The 17136-nt window shown below is 71.5% G+C and carries 12 protein-coding genes; 8 read left to right on the top strand and 4 right to left on the bottom strand.

Features of this window, described 5'->3' with window-relative positions; translation table 11 throughout:
- Positions 1-190: 190 nt before the first annotated feature.
- From ACSYGO_RS21020 to mfd, 3 genes are all read left to right on the top strand, one after another.
- On the top strand, positions 191-979 hold the full coding sequence (locus tag ACSYGO_RS21020; protein ID WP_095934847.1) for an ABC transporter ATP-binding protein: 789 nt from the start codon (positions 191-193) through the stop codon (positions 977-979).
- Entirely contained in the window at positions 976-3543 is a 2568-nt protein-coding gene (locus ACSYGO_RS21015; RefSeq protein WP_460387234.1) for an ABC transporter permease, read from the top strand. The genes ACSYGO_RS21020 and ACSYGO_RS21015 overlap by 4 nt, the downstream gene beginning before the upstream one ends.
- Before the next feature lie 726 nt (positions 3544-4269).
- Complete coding sequence (gene mfd / locus ACSYGO_RS21010) at positions 4270-7800, top strand: transcription-repair coupling factor (RefSeq protein ID WP_432174231.1); 3531 nt, start codon at positions 4270-4272, stop codon at positions 7798-7800.
- A 297-nt stretch (positions 7801-8097) separates the two neighbouring features.
- Here the strand turns inward: mfd and ACSYGO_RS21005 are convergent, their stop codons facing one another.
- Positions 8098-8673: a TetR/AcrR family transcriptional regulator gene (locus ACSYGO_RS21005; protein ID WP_460389745.1), complete on the bottom strand. Its 576-nt coding sequence runs from the start codon at positions 8671-8673 to the stop codon at positions 8098-8100.
- Positions 8674-8951: 278 nt separating this feature from the next.
- Here ACSYGO_RS21005 and ACSYGO_RS21000 point away from each other — a divergent pair, with 278 nt between their 5' ends.
- Positions 8952-9887, top strand: a complete 936-nt coding sequence (locus tag ACSYGO_RS21000) for an SCO6745 family protein (RefSeq protein WP_426677765.1) — start codon at positions 8952-8954, stop codon at positions 9885-9887.
- 206 nt (positions 9888-10093) lie between these two features.
- Here the strand turns inward: ACSYGO_RS21000 and ACSYGO_RS20995 are convergent, their stop codons facing one another.
- Positions 10094-10273, bottom strand: a complete 180-nt coding sequence (locus ACSYGO_RS20995; RefSeq protein WP_095934843.1) for an Rv0909 family putative TA system antitoxin — start codon at positions 10271-10273, stop codon at positions 10094-10096.
- A gap of 159 nt (positions 10274-10432) precedes the next feature.
- Between ACSYGO_RS20995 and ACSYGO_RS20990 the strand changes: the two genes are divergently transcribed.
- Complete coding sequence (locus tag ACSYGO_RS20990; RefSeq protein ID WP_460387233.1) at positions 10433-11158, top strand: HNH endonuclease family protein; 726 nt, start codon at positions 10433-10435, stop codon at positions 11156-11158.
- Between the two features lie 260 nt (positions 11159-11418).
- Positions 11419-12162: a GNAT family N-acetyltransferase gene (locus ACSYGO_RS20985; protein WP_432174233.1), complete on the top strand. Its 744-nt coding sequence runs from the start codon at positions 11419-11421 to the stop codon at positions 12160-12162.
- 30 nt (positions 12163-12192) lie between these two features.
- On the opposite strand, the gene ACSYGO_RS20980 is transcribed toward ACSYGO_RS20985, so the two are convergent.
- Together ACSYGO_RS20980 and ACSYGO_RS20975 are read right to left on the bottom strand one after the other, a co-directional pair.
- A complete protein-coding gene (locus tag ACSYGO_RS20980; protein ID WP_460387232.1) occupies positions 12193-12942 on the bottom strand; it encodes a LolA-like protein in 750 nt (249 codons plus the stop codon).
- Positions 12943-13011: 69 nt separating this feature from the next.
- Positions 13012-13722, bottom strand: coding sequence for a hypothetical protein (locus ACSYGO_RS20975; protein WP_426677769.1), 711 nt, complete (start codon positions 13720-13722; stop codon positions 13012-13014).
- Positions 13723-14023: 301 nt separating this feature from the next.
- On the opposite strand from ACSYGO_RS20975, the gene ACSYGO_RS20970 reads away from it, so the two are divergent.
- Both ACSYGO_RS20970 and ACSYGO_RS20965 read left to right on the top strand, forming a co-directional pair.
- Positions 14024-16054 carry an N-6 DNA methylase gene (locus ACSYGO_RS20970; protein WP_460387231.1) on the top strand — a complete coding sequence of 677 codons (2031 nt, stop codon included), beginning with the start codon at positions 14024-14026 and terminating at the stop codon, positions 16052-16054.
- Between the two features lie 460 nt (positions 16055-16514).
- Positions 16515-17132 (top strand): hypothetical protein, encoded by a 618-nt coding sequence (locus ACSYGO_RS20965; RefSeq protein ID WP_426677771.1) that lies wholly within the window; start codon positions 16515-16517, stop codon positions 17130-17132.
- Positions 17133-17136: the final 4 nt, after the last annotated feature.

Below are 17136 nucleotides of genomic sequence, written 5' to 3'. Positions count from 1 at the left end.
GCCGCTGGGGAGCGCGTCCGGTCGTACGGACCGCACCCACGGGGGTGGGGTTTTCCCCAGCAGAAGACTGGGCCGGGCACCAGAGCGCCGGGGCCCCCGCCGCCACCAGACTTACCGACGTAGCCAGACGCACTTCGTCCAGGACTCAGATCCGGCAGACATCGCTGCCGACCGACATAGGAGATATACCGTGACATCGGCTGTGACCATTCCCAGGCACGGGGGCACTGGAGGGCGTACGGCCGTTGCCGCGCGGGCGCGGCAGGTCGTGAAGGCGTACGGGTCCGGGGAGACCCGCGTCGTCGCCCTCGACCACATCGACGTGGACATCGCACGCGGTCAGTTCACCGCCATCATGGGCCCCTCCGGGTCCGGCAAGTCCACGCTGATGCACTGCCTCGCCGGACTCGACACCGTCACCTCCGGCCAGATCCACCTCGACGAGACCGAGATCACCGGCCTCAAGGACAAGAAGCTCACCCAGCTGCGCCGCGACCGCATCGGCTTCATCTTCCAGGCGTTCAACCTGCTGCCCACGCTGAGCGCGCTGGAGAACATCACGCTGCCGATGGACATCGCGGGCCGCAAGCCCGACAAGGCGTGGCTGGCCCAGGTCGTGGAGACCGTCGGGCTCGCCGGCCGGCTCAAGCACCGGCCCAACCAGCTCTCCGGCGGCCAGCAGCAGCGTGTCGCGGTGGCCCGCGCCCTGGCCGCCCGGCCCGAGATCATCTTCGGTGACGAGCCGACCGGAAACCTCGACTCGCGGGCCGGCGCCGAGGTGCTGGGCTTCCTGCGCCGCTCGGTCGACGAGCTCGGCCAGACCATCGTGATGGTCACGCACGACCCGGTGGCCGCCTCGTACGCGGACCGGGTGCTCTACCTCGCCGACGGCCGCATCGTCGACGAGATGTACCAGCCGACCGCCGACCAGGTCCTGGACCGCATGAAGGACTTCGACGCCCGGGGGCGCACGTCATGACCGTCCTGAAGACCTCGATGCGCAACTTCTTCGCGCACAAGGGACGCATGGCGCTGTCCGCCGTGGCGGTCCTGCTGTCGGTGGCCTTCGTCTGCGGCACGCTCGTGTTCACGGACACGATGAACACGACGTTCGACAAGCTGTTCGCGGCGACCTCATCCGACGCGACGGTGTCGCCGAAGGACGCCAAGTCCGACGACACCCCGCAGAACGGCAAGCCCGACTCGATGCCGGCCTCCGTGCTCGCGCAGACGAAGAAGGCGGACGGCGTCAAGTCCGCCGAGGGCGCCGTCAGTTCGATGAACGTCACCGTCGTGAACAGCGACAACAAGAACATGGGCTCCAGCAACGGCGCCCCGACGATCGCCGGCAACTGGACCCGCAACGACCTCCGTTCGATGGAGATCACCGAGGGACGCGCCCCGCGCGGACCGACCGAGGTGATGGTCGACGCCGACACCGCCGACAAGCACCACCTCGGCATGGGCGACGAACTGCGCACCATCGCCGTCACCGGCGACTTCAGGGCGAAGATCGTCGGCATCGCCTCCTTCAAGGTGACCAACCCCGGTGCCGCCGTCGTCTACTTCGACACCGCCACCGCACAGCGTGAACTGCTCGGCTCCACCGGCCGGTTCACCCACATCAACGTCACCGCCGCGGCGGGCGTCACCGACGCGCGCCTCAAGCAGGACGTGGCCGCGACGCTCGGCGCGGGCACCTACAAGGTGCAGACGCAGAAGGAGACCGCGGACGAGAACCGCAGCGACGTCGGCTCCTTCATGGACGTCATCAAGTACGCCATGCTCGGCTTCGCCGGAATCGCCTTCCTCGTCGGCATCTTCCTGATCATCAACACCTTCTCGATGCTGGTCGCCCAGCGCACCCGCGAGATCGGCCTGATGCGGGCGATCGGCTCGTCCCGCAAGCAGATCAACCGCTCCGTCCTCGTCGAGGCGACCCTGCTCGGCGTGTTCGGCTCGATCCTCGGCGTCGGCGCGGGCGTCGGCCTCGCGGTCGGCCTCATGAAGATCATGTCGTCGATGGGCATGGAACTGTCCACCCGCGACCTCACCGTCAAGGCGACCACCCCGGTCGTCGGCCTCCTCCTCGGCATCGTCGTCACCGTCCTCGCCGCCTACCTCCCCGCCCGCCGCGCCGGCAAGGTCTCCCCGATGGCCGCGCTGCGCGACGCCGGCACCCCCGCCGACGGCAAGGCCGGCCTCGTACGCGGCCTGATCGGCCTGGTCCTCACCGGCGCCGGAGCCGCCGCCCTCTACGCGGCGGCCACCGCGGACAAGGCGAGCGACGGCTCCCTCGTCCTGGGCGCCGGCGTGGTCCTCACCCTCATCGGGTTCGTCATCGTCGGCCCGCTGCTGGCCGGCGGAGTGGTCCGGGTGATCAGCGCGGTCCTGCTGCGCGCCTTCGGACCCGTCGGACGCATGGCCGAGCGCAACGCACTGCGCAACCCGCGCCGCACCGGCGCCACCGGCGCCGCCCTGATGATCGGCCTGGCCCTCGTCGCCTGCCTCTCCGTCGTCGGCTCCTCCATGGTGGCCTCGGCGACCAGCGAGCTCGACAAGTCGGTCGGCGCGGACTTCATCGTCCAGGGCAACCAGCGGATCGTCCCGCAGGCCGAGAAGGCCATGGAGACGACACCCGGCCTCGCCCACGTCACCCGCTACAAGGACGTCAAGGCCACGCTGACCTCCCCGGACGGCAAGACCGACGACAGCGGCATCACCGCCGCCGACCCGTCCTACGCGGACGACCTGCGCCGCGAGACCACCGCCGGCGAGCTGAGGGCCGCCTACGGCAAGGACGCTCTGTCCGTCGGCTCCGACTACGCCACCAAGCACCACGTCAAGGTCGGGGACACCCTCACCGTCGCCTTCGACCACGGCTCCACCGCGAAGCTCAAGGTCGCCGCGATCACGGACGACGACACGTCCATCGACCAGGGCGCCCGCTACACCAGCATCGCGACGATGAAGAAGTACCTCCCCGCGGACCGCATCCCGCCGAACGAGATCATGTTCGCCAAGGCCAAGGACGGCCAGGAGAAGGAGGCGTACGCGGCCCTGAAGAAGGCCATGGAGCCGTACCCGCAGTACCAGGTACGCGACCAGACCGACTTCAAGCAGGAACTGAAGGACCAGGTCGGCCAGCTCCTCAACATGGTCTACGGCCTGCTGGCCCTCGCGATCATCGTCGCCGTCCTCGGCGTGGTGAACACCCTCGCCCTGTCCGTGGTGGAGCGCACCCGGGAGATCGGCCTCATGCGGGCCATCGGCCTCTCCCGCCGCCAGCTGCGCCGCATGATCCGCCTGGAGTCCGTGGTCATCGCCCTGTTCGGCGCACTCCTCGGCCTGGGCCTGGGCATGGGCTGGGGCGCCACCGCCCAGAAGCTCCTCGCCCTCGAAGGCCTGAACGTCCTCGACATCCCCTGGCCGACCATCATCGGGGTCTTCATCGGCTCCGCGTTCGTGGGCCTGTTCGCCGCGCTGATCCCGGCGTTCCGCGCGGGCCGGATGAACGTCCTGAACGCGATCGCCACCGACTGACCCGACAGCCACCGTGCACGGGGGTCACGGGGGATGAGGCCGAGCCCGGCCCGGAGAACACCACTCTCCGGACCGGGCTCGGCCCTTTCCCGTACGGTGCCGCGCGCGGCATCTCAGCCCGTCCGGCGTTCGAGGACGAGGCCGTCCAGGCCGTCCAGGCCGATCCGGGGGTCCGGGGGTCCGGGGGTCCGGGGGTCCGGGGGTCCGGGGGCGGAGCCTCCGGGTACGGGACGGGAGGGGGCGGAGGGGGCGAGAACCACCCGGCCCGGCCCCCGGCCCGGCACGAGCGCGGGCCCGGCACGAGCACCGAACCGGCACGGGCGTGGCCGGCACGAGTGCCGGCCACGACGAACCGCACCGACCACGACCAACTGCACCGGCCACGTCGAAGGCACCGGCCACGACGAACCGCACCGACCACAACCAACCGCACCGGCCACGTCGAAGGCACCGACCACGCCGAACCGCACCGAGCAGCTCAGGACAGGCCCCGCCCGGGACGCGAAGGCCGGCGCCGTCCACGGCCCGGCCGGACCACGACGGGACCGGCGTCAACAGCGCGGCCGGCGCCGCCGCAGGCCCCGCAGTCCAGGCAGGGCCGGGCAGCCGCAGGGGCCGTTGTCCACAGCCCCGGCACAGCCCAGCCCGGCGACGTACGCTGGAGACCCCCGGCCCGTCCCACGTGTCGGGCCCTTCGCGTTGCCCACCCTGGGATGGAAGCCCTTCATGAGCCTGCACGGTCTGCTCGACGCCGTCGTCAAGGACACCGCCCTCGCAGAAGCGGTGAAGGCCGCCACCGACGGCAACCGCATGCACGTCGACCTGGTCGGCCCGCCCGCGGCCCGCCCCTTCGCGATCGCGGCCCTCGCCCGCGACGCCGCCCGCCCCGTCCTGGCGGTGACCGCGACGGGCCGGGAGGCCGAGGACCTCGCCGCCGCCCTGCGCTCCCTCCTGCCGTCCGAGACAGTCGTCGAGTACCCGTCGTGGGAGACCCTCCCGCACGAGCGCCTCTCCCCGCGCAGCGACACCGTGGGCCGCCGTCTCGCCGTCCTGCGCCGCCTGGCCCACCCGCGCACCGACGACCCCGACACCGGCCCCGTCTCCGTCGTCGTCGCCCCCGTGCGCTCCGTGCTCCAGCCCCAGGTCAAGGGCCTCGGCGACCTGGAGCCCGTCTCCTTGCGCACCGGCTCGACCGCGGATCTCGGCGCCATCGTCGAGGCGCTCGCGGCAGCCGCGTACTCCCGGGTCGAGCTCGTCGAGAAGCGCGGCGAGTTCGCCGTCCGCGGTGGCATCCTCGACGTCTTCCCGCCTACCGAGGAACACCCGCTGCGCGTGGAGTTCTGGGGCGACGACGTCGAGGAGATCCGCTACTTCAAGGTCGCCGACCAGCGGTCCCTCGAAGTCGCCGAGCACGGCCTGTGGGCGCCGCCCTGCCGCGAACTGCTCCTCACCGACGACGTACGGCAGCGGGCCGCGGCCCTCGCCGAGGCCCACCCCGAGCTCGCCGAACTCCTCGGCAAGATCGCCGAGGGCATCGCCGTGGAGGGCATGGAATCCCTCGCCCCCGTCCTCGTCGACGACATGGAGCTCCTCCTCGACGTCCTGCCCGAGGGCTCCATGGCCGTCGTCTGCGACCCGGAGCGCGTCCGGACCCGGGCCGCCGACCTCGTGGCCACGTCCCAGGAGTTCCTCCAGGCGTCCTGGGCGGCGACGGCCGGCGGCGGAGAAGCCCCCATCGACGTCGGCGCCGCATCCCTGTGGTCCATCGCCGACGTACGGGACCGCGCCCGCGAACTGGACATGATGTGGTGGTCGGTGTCCCCGTTCGCCGCCGACGAGGAACTCGACGCGGACACCCTCAAGCTGGGCATGCACGCCCCCGAGACCTACCGCGGCGACACCGCCCGGGCCCTCGCCGACACCAAGGGCTGGCTCGCCGACGGCTGGCGCACCGTGTTCGTCACCGAGGCCCACGGCCCCGCCGCCCGCACCGTCGAGGTCCTCGGCGGCGAAGGCATCGCCGCCCGCCTCGACACCGAGCTGACCGACATCAGCCCGTCCCTGGTCCACGTCTCCTGCGGCTCCATCGACTACGGCTTCGTCGACCCCGCGCTCAGACTCGCCGTCCTCACGGAGACCGACCTCTCCGGACAGAAGGCGGCCGGCAAGGACGGCGCGCGCATGCCCGCCCGCCGCCGCAAGACCATCGACCCGCTCACCCTCGAAGCCGGCGACTACATCGTCCACGAGCAGCACGGCGTCGGCCGCTACATCGAGATGGTGCAGCGCACCGTCCAGGGCGCCACCCGCGAGTACCTCGTCGTCGAGTACGCCCCCGCCAAGCGCGGCCAGCCCGGCGACCGCCTCTACATCCCCACCGACCAGCTCGAACAGATCACCAAGTACGTCGGCGGCGAAGCACCCACCCTGCACCGCCTGGGCGGCGCGGACTGGACCAAGACCAAGGCCCGCGCCAAGAAGGCCGTCAAGGAGATCGCCGCCGACCTCATCAAGCTGTACAGCGCCCGCATGGCGGCCCCGGGACACGCCTTCGGCACCGACACCCCGTGGCAGCGCGAACTGGAGGACGCCTTCCCGTACGCGGAGACCCCCGACCAGCTGACCACGATCGCCGAGGTCAAGGACGACATGGAGAAGACGGTCCCCATGGACCGCCTGATCTGCGGCGACGTCGGCTACGGCAAGACGGAGATCGCCGTGCGCGCCGCCTTCAAGGCGGTCCAGGACGGCAAGCAGGTCGCCGTCCTCGTGCCCACGACGCTCCTGGTGCAGCAGCACTTCGGCACGTTCTCCGAGCGCTACTCGCAGTTCCCCGTCAACGTGCGGGCGCTCAGCCGCTTCCAGACCGACTCGGAGGCCAAGGCCGTCCTCGAAGGCCTGCGTGAGGGCTCCGTCGACGTCGTCATCGGCACCCACCGCCTGTTCTCCTCGGAGACCAAGTTCAAGGATCTCGGCCTCGTCGTCGTCGACGAGGAGCAGCGCTTCGGCGTCGAGCACAAGGAACAGCTCAAGAAGCTCCGCGCGAACGTGGACGTACTGACCATGTCCGCGACCCCCATCCCCAGGACCCTGGAGATGGCGGTCACCGGCATCCGTGAGATGTCCACGATCACCACCCCGCCCGAGGAACGCCACCCCGTCCTCACCTTCGTCGGCCCCTACGAGGAGAAGCAGATCGGCGCCGCCGTCCGCCGCGAACTGCTGCGCGAGGGCCAGGTCTTCTACATCCACAACCGCGTCGAGTCGATCGACCGCGCCGCCGCCCGGCTGCGCGAGATCGTCCCCGAGGCGCGCATCGCGACCGCCCACGGCCAGATGTCCGAACAGACCCTGGAACAGGTCGTCGTCGACTTCTGGGAGAAGAAGTACGACGTGCTCGTCTCCACGACGATCGTCGAGTCCGGCATCGACATCTCGAACGCCAACACGCTGATCGTGGAGCGCGGCGACAACTTCGGCCTCTCCCAGCTGCACCAGCTGCGCGGCCGCGTCGGCCGCGGCAGGGAACGCGGCTACGCCTACTTCCTGTACCCGCCGGAGAAGCCGCTCACCGAGACCGCCCACGAGCGCCTCGCCACCATCGCCCAGCACACCGAGATGGGCGCCGGTATGTACGTGGCGATGAAGGACCTGGAGATCCGCGGCGCGGGCAACCTCCTCGGCGGCGAGCAGTCCGGCCACATCGCCGGCGTCGGATTCGACCTGTACGTCCGCATGGTCGGCGAGGCCGTCGCCGACTACCGGGCCTCCCTGGAAGGCGGTGTCGAGGAGGAGCCGCCCCTGGAGGTCAAGATCGAGCTCCCCGTCGACGCGCACGTCCCCCACGACTACGCGCCCGGCGAGCGGCTGCGCCTCCAGGCGTACCGCTCCATCGCCTCCGCCAACTCGGAGGAGGACATCAAGGCCGTCCGCGAGGAACTCGTCGACCGCTACGGCAAGCTGCCCGAACCCGTGGAGAACCTGCTCCTCGTGGCCGGCCTGCGCATGCTCGCGCGGGCGTGCGAGGTCGGCGAGATCGTCCTGCAGGGCAACAACATCCGTTTCGCCCCCGTGGAGTTGCGCGAGTCGCAGGAACTGCGGCTGAAGCGGCTCTACCCCGGGACGGTCATCAAGCCGGCCGTCCACCAGATCCTGGTGCCCCGCCCCAAGACCGCGAAGGTCGGCGGCAAGCCGCTGGTCGGACGCGAACTCCTCGGGTGGACGGGCGAGTTCCTGGCGTCGGTCCTCGGGTCGTAGGGGCCGCGGGAGCGTACGGGCGCGGGGGTGTACGGGCCGCGGGCGCCACGGCCGGACGGGACTTTCGGTCCGGCGTGCCTGCGGCCGTGACACCTGCGGCCGTGACACCTGTGGCAGTGACACGTGCGGTCGTGACACCTGTGGCCGTGGCACCTGTGGCCATGATGCCTGCCGTCGTGACACCTGCGGCGGGCGGGCTCGGAGGTGCCTCGGCAGATGACCCTGTGACGGTGCCGGGGTCTCGGCGGGCGCGCCCGGACCCGTGGGCGTGCGTCGGCACGCCTGGGCCCGGGGCTCCTACGGCCGGGGCTGCTGCGGTGAGGACGTCCCGTCCTCGCGCGGCCGTGACTGGAACAGCATCCCGGTGAGCGCCCGGAACACCTCGTCCGGGTCCTGCTCGCCCACCGGCCCGTCCAGGTTGTGACTGAGGAGCAGCGTCGCGAAGCCGTGGGCCAGTGACCAGGCCGCGACCCCGGCGAGCCGGCTGTCGGGGCCCCGGCCCTCCTGCGGCACGGCGGAGACGGCACTGCGCAGCCGCTCGCCCGCGAGGGTCCTGGCCGTCGTCAGCTCCAGGTCGTTCGCCCGCAGCAGCTCCGGGGAGAACATGACCTGGAAGTAGGCCGGGTGCTCCCGCGCGAAGCGCACGTAGCGGACGCCGGCGTCCCGCAGGTCGTCGGCGTCGGCGAGCGCGGCCGCGAGCAGCTCGTACCCCTCCGCGGCGATCGCCGTCAGCAGGCCCGTGCGGTCCTTGAAGTGGTGGGCCGGGGCCGCGTGCGAGACACCCGCCCTGCGGGCCAGGTCGCGCAGGCTCAGCGCGGACGGCCCGTCGGCGGCGATGGCGTCGAGCGCCGCCCGCAGGATCGCGCGCCGCAGATCGCCGTGATGGTAGGGGCGTTGGGGCCCGGTGTCCCCGGAGCTCCCCGTGGTCTCGGCGGCCCTGGCGGTGTTGGCGGTGCGTGCGGTCCCGGCGGCCCCCGTCGCCGGGCCGGCCCCGTCGGCGTCGGCGGTCCTGCTCGTCCCGGTGTTCTTACTGGTCTCGGCCATGCTCAAAAGCCTACGCGGAATCTAGGCATTGACAAGTTCCCCCTCCTTCGGCAATCTAGTCAATGTCAAGTTACGCATCGAGCCGGACCGTGACGAGGGGATGAGTCATGTCGGAGAGCGTCAGCACGACCAGCGCAACCAGCAAGACCGAAGGGACTGCCCGGACGGGCACCGGCACGGACGTCGAGCTCGGACGGGTGCGCCAGCTCTGGCACCTCCTCGAACCCCTCCACGCCGTCTTCTACTACGCACCGGAGACCTTCGAGGAAGCCGCAGCCCTCGGCTACGACACCGAGGAACGCTGGCCGAGCTACTTCCCCTACCGCGCAGCCCCGCTGGGCACCGCCGGCAGCGAACGCGTCACCTCCGCCTTCTACAGCTTCAGCCCACGCATGGTCGCCGCACACATGAAGTCCGCCTGGAAGACCGCGAGTCCGGAGCAGGTCCTGAACGCCCGGGAGCGCGCAGTCGACCGCGCCTACCGCGCGATATTCGGAGACCGCATCACCTCCCCCGAACTCGCCGAGGCCGCCGCACTCGCCCGCAGCGCAGCGGAAGCCGCGAACACCGCGGCCCGCCCACTCGCCGCGGCCAACGCCGAGTCGGCCTGGCCCGAAGCCCCCCACCTCCAGCTGTGGCACGCGGCGACGATCCTGCGCGAACACCGGGGCGACGGCCACCTCGCCGCACTCCTCGTCGCCGGCCTTGACCCCGTCGAAGCCCTCGTCTCCTTCGCGGCGATAGGCGCGGCCTCCGTGGAACGCTTCGAAAGCCGCGGCTGGAGCCAGGAGGAATGGACCGCCGCCCGCGAACGCCTCACCGCCCGGGGCCTGGTGGACGAGGACGGCATCGCCACACCCGCCGGCCGCGAACTGCGGCGCCAGGTCGAACAGCACACCGACGAACTCGCCGCCGCGCCCTGGCGTGCGCTCGGTCCGGACGGCGCCGCCCATCTCGCCGACCTGCTCGGCGAGTTCTGGGTCGCGGCACTCGGCTCGGGCCTGCTCCCGTCGGAGACGACCCTGGGCATCGGGAAGGTGTGACCTACGGGCACGCCCAGCAGGCACTCAGCAGCACAGGGGGAGGGGGAGGGGGGAGGGGCCCCATGGGCATCGAAAACGTCGCCGGTCCCCTCCCGCACCGAAAGCCGCCCGCCGACCTCATGGTGTCGGTCTCGGCGGACGGCTCGGGTTGCGGGGGTTCAGTCGATCCGGCCGGCGCTGGGCTTCTCGAGTCCTCGGCGTTGGCGTTACGGCTGGTCGGGGCGGTCACGCTTCAGGCCTGCCGCGCCTTCGATCCTCTGTTGCGCGTCGTCGACCTGGTCCGTGTACTTGTCGCCCGTCTTCTCGTTGACCTTCTTCTCCGCCACGTCGGACATTTCCTTGGCCTTGTCCTGTCCGTGGCCCCTGAACCTGTCGAAGATGCCCATCCAGAGCTCCTTCCCGAGGTGACTCACCACCGACGATACGCCCGGCGTGCACCGATTGCCCGTTGGGTCAGGTATGGGGGAGGAGTACCGGCGGCTACGGTGGGCACTGGGAAAACGCGCCCGTCAGGGGCGGATCCGGGGAGCTCGGGGAGGGGTGGCGTGGTGCGTCTGAGGGGTGGGGCGGTCGCGGCCGCGCTGATGATGTTCGCCGTGGGGGCCGGTGTCGCCGGCTGCCGCACGGGGACCGAGGACTCGCCGGGAGCGAAGGGGACGGCGGCCGGTGGTGCGGCTCTCGCCGCCGTGGACTCGCTGACCGTCAAGGGGCGAGCGCCGAAGACGGGATACAGCCGGGAGCGGTTCGGCACGGCCTGGGCCGACACGGACTCCAACCGGTGCGACACCCGGGACGACATCCTCAAGCGGGATCTGAAGGACGTGAAGTTCAGTGACGGCACGTGCAAGGTGTCGTCCGGGCTCCTCACCCCCGACCCGTACGGCGGTCAGGACGTGAAGTTCGCCCGCGGCCGCAGCCTGGTCGACATAGATCACTTGGTCGCGCTCTCGGACGCCTGGCAGAAGGGCGCCAAGTACTGGGACGCGAGCAAGCGGATCGCGCTGGCCAACGACCCGCTGAATCTGCGTGCCGTGGGCGCGAGCGCCAACCGCAGCAAGGGCGACGGTGACACCGCGACCTGGCTGCCGCCCAACAAGGCGTACCGGTGTACGTATGTCGCCGCGCAGGTCGCGGTGAAGAAGAAGTACGAGCTGTGGGTGACGAGTGCCGAGAAGGCGGCGATGAAGAAGGTCCTCTCCGGCTGCCCCGGTCAGAAGCTTCCCTCGGGCGGCAACCCGACGAGCGCACCGGCCCGCTTCCACGCGAACTGACGGCGTCCCGGGCGCCGGTCCGCATCCGCCCGCCGCGCCCGCGGGACGCCCGCCTTCCCCCTCACGCCCGCACTCTCGGCTCCCCGGAACCCTCGGCTCCCTGGAACTCGCGGCTCCCCGGATCTCTCGGCTCCTCGCAACTCCCGGCTCCTCGCAACTCCCCGACTTCCGTCCCCGGCACTTGGGAACCCCCCCCGGGGAACGCGCTACCGGGCGTGAACCCGTTTCGCCGTGTTGGACAGGCGCCTACGGTGACGGGCATGGAGCTGAAGGTGTCGAGTCTTGCCGAACGTCCCGAGATGCTCGGGCAGGTGGTGAGGATGGCCAACAGCTGGCCGGAGTTCCTGCTGCACGACCCGGTGGGCAACTCGCACTACGGGCGGATCGCCACCGAGCTGCCGCAGTACGTGCTGTTCGCCGAGGACGAGCACGGGCGTGTGGTGGCGCACGCGTACAGCGTGCCGTTCGCTCTCGCGTCCGAGGAGCGGGGCGAGCTGCCCGCGCGGGGCTGGGACGAGGTGTTGTCCTGGGCGTTCGCGGATCTGCGGCGCGGTACGCCGCCGGACACGGTCAGCGCCGTGTCGATCGTCGTCGCCCCGCATGCGCAGGGCGGCGGGCTGTCGGCGCGGATGCTCGCCGCGATGCGGGACAACGCCCGGGCGCACGGTTTCGGTGAGGTCGTCGCGCCCGTGCGTCCGAGTGCCAAGCATCTGGAGCCGCGTGCGCCGATGGAGGAGTACGCGTTCCGGGAGCGTGCCGACGGGCTGCCGCACGATCCGTGGCTGCGTGTCCATGTCCGGGCGGGCGGTGTCGTCGAGGCGGTGGCGCCGGCGTCGATGACGGTGGCGGCGTCGCTGGAGGAGTGGCGTGGCTGGACGGGGCTGCCTTTCGACACGGTGGGCCTCGTCGAGGTGCCGGGCGCGCTGGTGCCGGTGCACTGTGAACCGGCGCGCGGATACGCCGTGTACGTCGAGCCCAATGTGTGGGTGCGGCACACCCTGTGAGCTCGACGTACGGCGTGGGTCCGGGGTGGGTCAGCCGGACAGCTCGTCCAGGTCGAGGACCTTGCCGGCGGGCTTCTGCGCGGGGACGGGCTTGTCGTAGTCGCTGAAGGTGAGCGTGCCCGGGTCCTTGGCGGAGGTGCTGTCGACGCGCAGCAGGTACGGCTTGCCCTCGGTGGCGATGTAGAGGGTGTAGCGGTCCTTGCCGTCCTTCTCGTGGAGGATGATCGCCGGGGTGCCTTCGACGGTGGTGGTCTTGCCGCGGGTGGCGTCGGAGTTCACGTCCTCCGCGCCGGCGAGGACGCTGTCGAGGTCGCAGAAGCCGGCGATGTCCTTGGCGTCGGAGCCGGTGGCGGCCATCTTGGTCCACTTGTCGGCGAGCAGTTCCACCACTCCGTCGGTCTCGGACTTGGACTGGCCCTTGCCCTGGGCGCGCAGGAACTTCTCGTCGTACTTCATGTAGATGGTGTCGCCGGTCTTGATGAGGTCGGCCTTGCCCTGGCCGTTCATGCTCATGGTGCCGGCGCACCGGCCCTTCTTGTCGAGGGCCATGTCGATGCGGATCGTGCCGCCGTCCTCGTCGTCGGGGATGTCGCCCTTCATGCGGAGCGAGGTGGCGCCTGTGGTGGCCTTGACGGCCCGGTCGGCGATGTCGCCGCCGGTGAGGCCGGCGAAGGGGCCCTTCGGCTTGCTGTCCGCCTTCGTCTCTCCGGGCAGGCAGCCGGTGAGGCCCGCGGTGGCCGCGGCGGCGAGGCAGAGTGCGGCAAGTGCGGTGCGACGCATGAGAGTTCCTTGGTGTGAGGTGGTGAAGAGGTGTGGGGGGAGGGCGAGGACGGCGGCGGGCGGCTGGTGTCAGCCCGTCTTCTTCCAGTCCCCGCAGCCGGTGGTCTTGAAGTAGCTGTCGTTGGCGCTGATGGTGACGACGGCCGTGCCGGTGACGTTGTTGTTGGCCACGATCGAGTTCATGGAGTGCGTGGCGTCCTTGTCGCGCTCCCAGTAGCAGCCGTCGTCCTCGTTGCCGGTGGACTTGTAGGTGCCGGGGGCGATGTCCGCGCCGACCCGGAACATGCCGCCGTCGCCCTTGACCTGGGTGGCGGGTGAGCCGGACGGCTTGGCGGCGACGGCTTCCCAGTCGTTGCAGCTGCTGGTCTTGAAGAGCTTGTCGCCGGCCTTGATGGTCACGTAGCTGGTTCCGGTGACGTTGTCGTTGGCGATGAGGGAGTCCATTTCGCCCGAGGCGTCCTTGGCGCGCTCCCAGTAGCACATGCCGTCGTCGTTGCCGGTGGTGCGGTAGGTGCCGGGCTTGATGTCGGAGCCGACCTGGAAGTCTCCGTCGCCGTCGAAGGCGGCCTTCTTCTCGGGCTTCTTCTCGGCCTTCTTCGTCTTGTCGCTCGTTCTGCTGTCGGCCTTCTTGCCGGACTCGCGGTCGGCGGAGGCGGAAGTGTCGTTGCTCTTGTTGCTGGATTCGTTGTCGCTGTCGCTGTTGCCGGCGTTCGCCGACACGGCGCCGATGACGACGATGCCGACCACGGCCCCCAGACCCACCTTGGCCTTGATGCCCATGACTGTGCCCTCCCCTGGCTGTGAACAGATCCCCCGAACGCATCGAGTTGCCGGTTCGTTCCGGTGGCTCGTCCGTTCGATGGGTCAATAACAACAGACTGTGTGAACCGAGTCAACACGGTTTACAAGAAAGGTTGTGTACACGCCTGTGAAGGGATAGATCTTGCGTACGCCGGTATGCTCGGCGTCACAGGCGAGGACGCTTCACGGACCAGGGCCGCGAAGACCGGCCGCAGGGGCGCACAGGGCGAGGGGCCGCGTGGCTCCGGGCGCGACAGACCAGAACGAGGGGAGCCGGCGGGTGCAGGACAACGCGACAGAGGTGACCGCTGCCGGGATCGCGCGGCTCGCCGGGGTCGGCCGCGCAGCCGTCAGCAACTGGCGGCGGCGCCACGCCGACTTCCCCAAGCCCGTCGGCGGAACCGAGACCAGCCCCTCCTTCGCGCTCGCCGAGGTCGAGGCGTGGCTGCGCGAGCAGGGCAAGCTCGCCGAGGTCCCGCTGCGCGAACGCGTCTGGCAGCAGCTCGCCGGACACCCGCAGGGCCCCGTCACCGCCCTCGTGCACGCCGGCTGCGTCCTGCTGCTCATCCACGACCGGCCCACCGACTGGCTGGAGCTGAGCGCGGGCTCCGACGAGCGCCTCGCCGCACTGCTGCCCGCCGCGCTCGACCAGGTCGTCACCCCCCGGTTCGGAGCGCCCCGCGACCGCGCCGTGCACACCCCGACCGGTCCCGAACTGCTGCCCTCGGCCCCGCTCCTGCGCGGTGCCGCCGAGCTCGCAGCCGAGCTGGGCGCGCGGCAGACGTACGAGTTCCTGCTGGGACGGCACCTGGACGCCAACCCGCGCCAGTACACGCTCACTCCGGGCGACCTCGCCTCGCTGATGGCGGAGCTCGCGGGACCGGCCCGTACGGCGTTCGATCCCGCGTGCGGCACCGGCGCGCTCCTGCGGGCCGTGGCGCCGAGGCCGGACCAGGAGCTGTACGGGCAGGACAGCGCACCCGAACTGGCGGCGCTGTCCGCGCTGCGGCTCGCCCTCCAGGGGAAGGCCGCCGTGCGCACCGCCTCCGGGGACAGCCTGCGCGCCGACGCGCACCCCGCGCTCAGGGCCGACGCCGTCCTGTGCCACCCGCCGTTCAACGAGCGCAACTGGGGGCACGACGAACTCGCCTACGACGCCCGCTGGGAGTACGGCTTCCCGGCCCGTACGGAGTCGGAACTGGCCTGGGTGCAGCACGCGCTGGCCCACCTCAGGGACGGCGGCAGCGCGGTGCTGCTGATGCCCCCGGCCGCGGCCTCCCGCCGCTCGGGCCGCCGTATCCGCGCCGACCTGCTGCGCCGCGGGGCGCTGCGCGCGGTGATCGCCCTGCCGGTCGGTGCGGCGCCCCCGTACAACATCCCGCTCCACGTGTGGGTGCTGCGCCGTCCCGAGAAGGCGCCCGCGCAGCCCGAGTTGCTGCTGGTGGACGCCGGTGCGTCGGCCGGCGACGGGCGGGCCGGACTGGACTGGCAGGCCGTGCGGACGGCGGTGCTCGGCGCGTGGCGGCCCTTCGAGCGCACCGGCACTGTGCGGGAGGAGCCGGGGTTCAGCCGTGCGGTACCCGTCATCGAACTCCTCGACGACGACGTCGACCTGGCGCCGGCCCGCCATCTGCCGCCGGCCACGTCGGGCGGCGGCGCCGAGCAACTGGTCGGCGTGCGGGAACGACTCGGCGAGACCCTGCGGCTCACCGGCGACCTGACGCCCCCGAAGGCCCAGGGCACCCGGCCCGCACGCTGGCCCCTCATCACCGTCGGCGAACTCGCGCGCGGGGGTGCGCTGGTGCTGCGCACGGGCGGTAACGGCGCGCCCGCGCGCGTGCCGGTGCTCACCGACCACGACGTGCTCGCCGGAACCGACCCGTCCGGGACGCTGCCGGAGGGCGAGGAGGAAGCGGTGCTGGTCGAGGCGGGGGACGTCGTCGTGCCCGTGCTCGGCGGAGGGTCCGTCGCGCGCGTGGTGGACGAACGCACGGCGGGCGCCGCCCTGGGGCGCAACCTCACGCTCCTGCGCCCCGACCCGGCCGCGCTCGACCCGTGGTTCCTGGCCGGCTTCCTGCGCGGCACCGCCAACAACCGGCAGGCCAGCAGCTACGCGTCCACCGCGACCCGGCTGGACGTGCGCCGTCTCCAGCTGCCCCGGCTGCCGCTCGACGAGCAGCGCCGCTACGGCGAGCGCTTCCGCGCGCTGGCCGAGTTCGAGGACGCGCTGCGGCGCGCGGGCCGGCTCGGCGAGCAGCTGGTGCGCGGCATGTACGACGGCCTGACGGACGGGACGGTCGCGCCGGACTGACGGCCCGACGGACTGGCGGGCCGACGGTCCGGCGGCCCGACGGATTCCCGCACGGGGAAGGGCAGGCCGGCGCACGCGGTGAGGCCGCTCCGCACAAGGGGCTTCAGCGGCTCCGCGCGCGGTCCGGCCACCCCGGGCGGGCGGTTCGGACGCAGCCGACGGGCGATTCGGGCATGGCGGGCCGGGCGGTTCGGGCGTGGCGGGCCGGGCGGTTCGGGCGTAGCTGACGGGTGGTTCGGGTGCAGCCGACGGGCGGTTCGGGCGTGGCGGACGGTCGGTCCGGGCGCGGCGGGCAGACGGAACGCGGACCTCCGTCGTGGCCTGCGCGGGCGCTGCGGGACGGCGCGATGTGATCAGCACGACAACGGTTCGGCGCAACCCTTAACCGCTTGTCCTTGTCGGCCTATACGCTCGGATCCGAACTCGTACGTCCGTCCTCATCAGGCCTCCAGGAGCAGCCATGCAAGGCCACGGCCAGGCGCAGCCGGTGAAATCACCACCCCCCACCGGGTGGCTGGTCTTCCTGCGCGTGTTCTTCGTGGTGATCTCCGTGTTCACCCTCGGGCTGCTGGCCTGGACGATGATGCTGCGCCTGGCGATCGTGACGCGGAAGTCGGTCGACTGGGGGCTGTTCGTCGCCTCGATCGCGGCTCTGGTCCTCAGCCTCGTCCTGCTGGGCACCGAGCCCGGCGAGGAGGTCCACACGCCGGGTGGCTGGACGGGCATGGCGCTGCTCCTCGGCTCGCTGGTCGCCGAGATCGCGTACTACCTGGCGGCGGACATACGCCACTTCCACCAGCTCCGCTTCCCGGGCTACGTACCGCACCAGCCCCCGCCGCAGGCGTACGGCTACCCGCACTCTCCGTACACCGCCACGACGGTTCCGCAGAGCCAGGGCCCGCACACGCCGCCGCCGATGCCCCGGCCGACGCCGCCGCCCGCGACGACGGCACCGCCCCAGCGGCACGCGCCCGCGCGGATCGACCAGGTGCGGGCCGAGCTCGACGAGCTCAGTGACTATCTGCGCAAGCACGACGGACATCAGGACGACGGCAGGGACGGCAGGGACCGCGGGTGAGCGT

Source organism: Streptomyces krungchingensis (assembly GCF_054729265.1).
Note: the sequence above shows the minus strand (reverse complement) of the source record. Positions and strands in the feature narration are given on the sequence as shown.